4 protein-coding genes and 1 pseudogene are annotated in these 5418 nt (G+C 73.3%); all 5 read right to left on the bottom strand.

The window, feature by feature from the left end; translation table 11 throughout:
- A partial coding sequence (locus H5J30_RS16230; RefSeq protein WP_181788141.1) for a diguanylate cyclase domain-containing protein occupies positions 1-893 on the bottom strand: 893 nt, incomplete at its 3' end.
- A 151-nt stretch (positions 894-1044) separates the two neighbouring features.
- Complete coding sequence (gene ligA, locus H5J30_RS16225) at positions 1045-3204, bottom strand: NAD-dependent DNA ligase LigA (RefSeq protein ID WP_181788140.1); 2160 nt, start codon at positions 3202-3204, stop codon at positions 1045-1047.
- 16 nt (positions 3205-3220) lie between these two features.
- A complete protein-coding gene (locus H5J30_RS16220) occupies positions 3221-4204 on the bottom strand; it encodes a methionine synthase (protein WP_181788142.1) in 984 nt (327 codons plus the stop codon).
- Between the two features lie 49 nt (positions 4205-4253).
- Positions 4254-4889: pseudogene (locus H5J30_RS16215) on the bottom strand (RNA-guided endonuclease InsQ/TnpB family protein); the annotation flags it as partial.
- A 90-nt stretch (positions 4890-4979) separates the two neighbouring features.
- Positions 4980-5418, bottom strand: a 439-nt coding sequence (locus H5J30_RS16210) for an SDR family NAD(P)-dependent oxidoreductase (protein ID WP_181788139.1), incomplete at its 5' end; no start/stop codon positions are given.

The following is a 5418-nucleotide window of genomic DNA, read 5'->3' as shown; positions in this document are numbered from 1 at the left end:
TCGTTGACGGCGCGGAAGCGGTCGAGGTCGATGAGGATGAGGGCGGCGCGGCGGCCGGTGCTCTCGGCCTCGCCGAGGGCGTGCCGGGTGCGGTCCAGCAGCCACTGGCGGTTCGGCAGCCCGGTGAGCGGGTCGCGCAGCTGCTCCTCGGCGCGGGCGCGGGCCATCCACAGGCTGGAGTCGAGCGCGATGAGCGGCACGGCGAACAGCGGCAGCAGCACCGGGCTGTTGACGGCCACGACGATGATGAGCGGGGCGATGCCCAGCAGCGCGGCGCCGCCCAGGCCCTGGCGGGTGAGGGCGGCGCGGGCGAGCGGGCCGGGGCCGTCGCGCTGCCCGGGGGTCGCGTACCAGGTGAGGACGCGGGTGACCACGGCGTACGACAGGGCGGCGGCGATCAGGTCGGGCAGCGCGTGCAGGTCCCAGCTGCCCGGCCGCCAGGGCTGCTCGACCGTCGGGTGCTGGCCGCAGATCCACAGCACGAAGAGGGCCGTCGAGATGCCGAGGACCTCGACGGCCCCGTGCAGCGGCGCCGGGCGGCGGTGCGGGCGGCGCACGAGGGCGACCGCCAGGATGACGAGCAGGCTGACGACGACGGCCGGGGTCCAGCCGTACAGCAGCAGCACGGCGAGCGTGAGCGCGGCCGCCGAGCCGTTCCCGCCGGACCAGCGGTCGCGGCCGGGTGCGACCAGGTGGGCGATGAGGACGGCCGTCAGGACGACCAGCCCCCAGCCCGCCGTGCCGCGCGGGAAGAGGGCGTGGTCCTGCCGCAGCCCGTGCAGCACGCCGATGACGAACACCAGGCCGCCGGCGGCCTGCACCAGCCACGGCAGGGCGGGCAGCACCAACCGGCGCAGCACCGGCGCCGGTTCCGTGCTCTCCGTCGGTCGCATCCCGTCCCTCTCACCGCCTGGGGCGCGCGTCGGCGCGCCCGTCCACACTAGGCCGCGAAAGGCAGTCTGGGGCGGCGATCGGCTGCGGTCGCCCGATAACCCCCGACTCGCCGGGTTTCGGTCACCACTCGAACAACCCGGGCCCCGGCGGCTACTCGGGCGGTGTCACCACGGCCTCGCGGGCGGCGTCGGGACCCTGCTCAAGGAGGACGGCGAAGCCCGCGTCGTCGAGGACGGGGACCTTCAACTGCACGGCCTTGTCGTACTTGGACCCGGGGTTGTCGCCGGAGACGACGAAGTCGGTCTTCTTCGAGACCGAACCCGTGACCTTCGCCCCGCGGGTCTGCAGTGCCTCCTTCGCGCCGTCCCGGGTGTGCGACTGGAGTGTTCCCGTGACGACGACCGTCAGACCCTCCAGCGGACGCGAACCTTCCGATTCATCCGCCTCCTCCTCCATCCGCACACCCGCCGCGCGCCACCGCTCGACGATCTCGCGGTGCCAGTCCTCGGCGAACCACTGCGTCAGCGAGGCCGCGATGGTGGGCCCGACGCCCTCGGCCGCGGCCAGCTCCTCCTCGCTCGCCGCCATGATCCGGTCGATCGAGCGGAACTCGCGGGCCAGCGCCTCCGCGGCGACCGGCCCGACATGCCGGATGGACAGCCCGGCGATGACCCGGGCCAGCGGCCGGTCCTTGGCGGCCCGGATGTGACCGAGCATCAGCTCGGTGTTCTTCTTCGGGTTGCCCTCCTTGTTGGCGAAGAAGGTGACGACCTTCTTCTCACCCGTCTCCGGGTCGCGCTTGGGCAGGCCGGTGTCCTGGTCCAGCACGTACGACTTGATGGGCAGCAGGTCCTCGACCTTCAGGTCGAACAGGCCGCCCTCGTCGAGCAGCGGCGGCTCCGCCGGCTCCAGCGGCTGGGTGAGCGCGGTCGCGGCGACGTACCCGAAGTTCTCGATGTCCAGGCAGCGGCGGCCGGCGAGGTAGAACAGCCGCTCCCGGAGCTGGGCCGGGCAGGACCGGGCGTTGGGGCAGCGCAGGTCGACGTCGCCCTCCTTCATCGGCTTGAGCGCCGTGCCGCACTCGGGGCACTCCGCGGGCATCACGAACTCCCGCTCGCTGCCGTCCCTGAGGTCGGTCAGCGGCCCCATGATCTCGGGGATGACGTCGCCCGCCTTGCGCAGCGCGACCGTGTCGCCGATGAGGACGCCCTTGGCCCTGACCACGTCCTGGTTGTGCAGGGTGGCGAACTCGACCTCGGAGCCGGCCACCGTCACCGGCTCGACCACCGCGTACGGCGTGACCCGCCCGGTGCGCCCGACGCCGACGCGGATGTCGACCAGCTTGGTGTTGACCTCCTCCGGCGGGAACTTCCACGCGATGGCCCAGCGCGGCGCGCGGGACGTGGAGCCCAGGCGGCCCTGGAGGGCGATCTCGTCGAGCTTGACGACGACGCCGTCGAACTCGTACGCCACGTCGTGCCGGCGGTCGGCGTAGCCCTCGATGTAGGCCCGTACGCCGTCGATGCCGTCGACGACCTTCGTGTACGGCGAGGTGGGCAGGCCCCACTCCTTGAGCAGGTCGTACGCGCCGGAGAGCCGGTCGAAGCGGGCGCCTTCGAGCGCGCCGATGCCGTGGACCACCATGTGCAGCGGGCGGGAGGCGCTGACCTGGGGGTTCTTCTGGCGCAGCGAACCGGCCGCGGAGTTGCGCGGGTTGGCGAAGGGGGGCTTGCCCTCGGCCACCAGGTCCGCGTTGAGCTGCTGGAACTCCGAGAGCGAGAAGAACACCTCGCCGCGGATCTCCACGAGGTCCGGGACGTTCTCCCCCCGCAGGCGGTGGGGGATCTCGCCGATGGTGCGGATGTTCGGCGTGATGTCCTCGCCGGAGCGGCCGTCGCCGCGGGTGGCGCCGCGGACCAGCCTGCCGTGCTCGTACGTCAGGTTGACCGCGAGGCCGTCGACCTTCAGCTCGCACAGCAGGTGGTACGGCTGGGGGTCCAGCTCCTTGGCCATCCGGTCGGCCCAGGCGTCCAGCTCCTCGCCGGTGAACGCGTTGTCCAGGGAGAGCATCCGCTCGCGGTGCTGGACGGAGGTGAACTCCGTCTCGTACGCCCCGGCGACCTTCTGCGTCGGCGAGTCCGGCGTGACCAGCCCGGGGTGCTCCTCCTCCAGCGCCTCCAGCTCCCGCAGCAGCTTGTCGAAGTCGGCGTCGCTGATGACGGGCGTCGTCACGTAATACCTGAAGCGGTGCTCCTCGATCTGCTCGGCCAGCAGCCGATGCCGCTCACGCGCCACGCTGTCCGTACTCACACCGGGCCTCCCGTTGTCACTCCGGGTCCCGGACGAGGGACCCCGCGGCACGGACGCAGTGGGCGAGGGCCCGGCGGGCGTACTCCGGGTCGGCGGCCGCCAGACCGCACGCCGGAGTGATCACCACACTGCCGGCGAGCGTCTGCGGCGACAGCCCCAGCCTGCGCCACAACGTCCTGACACCCCCGACGCTACCTGCAGGGTCTGACATCGGAGCCGCACCGGCGGGCGCGCCTGCCGACCCGTTCGGGGCCGTCGGCACGACGCCCGCGAAGAGCCCGAGCCCGCCCTCCACGGCCTCGCCGACCGCCTCTTCCTGGCGTTCGGTCAGCAGCGCCGCGTCGTACGACACGGCCGCGGCCCCCGCGCGGTGCAGCAGCGCGAAGGGCACGTCCGGGGCGCAGGAGTGGACCACCGAGGGGGCGCCGGCGGCGTCGATCACGTCGCGCAGCGAGCCCTCGACCACGGCCCGGTCCACCGCCCGGTACGTGCGGTAGCCGCTGGCGGTGGCGACCCGGCCGGTCAGCACGGGGGTGACGGACGGCTCGTCGAGCTGCAGCACCACCTCGGCACCGGGCACCCGGCGGCGTACCTCCGCCAGATGGGCGCGCAGCCCCTCGGCGAGCGAGGCGGCCAGGTCGCGGCAGGCGCCGGGGTCCCGCAGCGCGGACTCGCCGCCCTTCAGCTCCAGCGCGGCGGCCAGCGTCCACGGCCCGGCGGCCTGGACCTTCAGCGGGCCGGTGTAGCCCTGGGTGAACTCCTCCAGCGCGTCCAGGTCCTCACCCAGCCACGAGCGCGCCCTGCGGGTGTCCATCCCCGGCCGGTCGGCGATGCGCCAGCCGCTGGGCTGCAGGTGCACGTAGACGTCGACGAGCATGCCGGCGCTGCGGCCGACCATGTCGGCGCCGGGCCCGCGCGCGGGCAGCTCTGGCAGGAACGGGAAGTCGCCGACCTCGCCGGTCACGGTGCGCGCGGTCTCCCGCGCGTCCTCGCCGGGCATGGACCCCACGCCGGTGGCGGCACCGGCACCCCACGGGCGCGTCGCAGTCTCATTGACGTCCTCTCCCGCCTGAAGGCGGGAGATTCTCTCCCTGCCCGCCACCTGGGCGACCGGGCTTGAGTCGGGTTCCTGTTTCACTGGGTGATGCCCTCCGTCGGGCGGAGGGTCTTACTCACCCTCCGCAGGCGTTTTGCTTGTCCGCCCGTCCGGCGGCCAAGAGGATCCGGGCGGCGTTGATGTCCCGGTCGTGAGTGGTCTGACACACCCCGCATGTCCAGGTGCGGACTCTGAGGGGCTTGGGCCCGTCGACAGCCATGCAGACGGAGCAGGTTTGCGAGGACGGGAACCATCGGTCGACGCGCACGAGGGCGCGCCCGTATCGTGCGGCCTTGTACTCCAGCATGCCCGTGAACTGGGCCCATCCGGCGTCGTGCACGCCCTTGGCGAGGCGGGTGCGGGCGAGGCCGCTCACAGCGAGGTCTTCCACCGCGATCAGTTGGTTCTCCTGAACGAGGGCGGTCGACAGCTTGTGGTGGTGGTCCCGCCGTGCGTCGGCGACGCGGGCGTGCAGCCGCGCCACACGCGCGACGGCCTGTCTGCGGTTGGTGGAGCCCTTGGCCTTGCGGGCCAGGCCCTGCTGCGCCTTCTTCAGCTTGCGTTCGGCCCGGCGCAGGAACCGCGGGCTCGGATCCGGGCTCACCCCGCCCTGAAGGACGGAGTCTGCACCCCTGACGAGCGGTCACGAGGGTGAGGGTATGCCGACCCGCCCGCTCCGCTACGGACCGGGGCGTACGGAGACGTCGGTGAGCTGGGCGTCGCGCGGCAGGTCCAGGGCCGTCAGCAGGGTCGTCGCCACCGACTCGGGGTCGATCCAGCGGCCCGGCTCGTACTCCCGGCCCTCCTGGCGGTGCACCTTGGCCTGCATCGGCGTGGCGGTGCGGCCCGGGTAGACCGTGGTGACCCGCACGCCGCTGCCGGCCTCCTCGGCGCGCAGCGCGTCGGCCAGCGCCTTCAGCCCGTGCTTGCTCGCGCCGTACGCGCCCCACCCGGGCCCCGCGCTCAGCCCGGCACCGGAGTTGACGAACACCACGTGCCCCCGCGCCGCCCGCAGCCGCGGCAGCAGCAGCCGGGTCAGCTCGGCCGGCCCGGTCAGGTTGACGGCCAGCGTCTCGTCCCAGACCTTCGGGGTGGTCTCGGCGACCGGCCCCAGCTCC

The sequence above is a fragment of the Streptomyces phytophilus genome (genome assembly GCF_013870535.1).
Classification (GTDB): Bacteria; Actinomycetota; Actinomycetes; order Streptomycetales; family Streptomycetaceae; genus Streptomyces; species Streptomyces phytophilus.
Note: the sequence above shows the minus strand (reverse complement) of the source record. Positions and strands in the feature narration are given on the sequence as shown.

Bases quoted from the DNA above. Each gene is read 5' to 3' on its own strand.
- H5J30_RS16220 (WP_181788142.1), bottom strand. From the start codon at position 4,204: ATGCCCGGCGAGGACGCGCGGGAGACCGCGCGCACCGTGACCGGCGAG.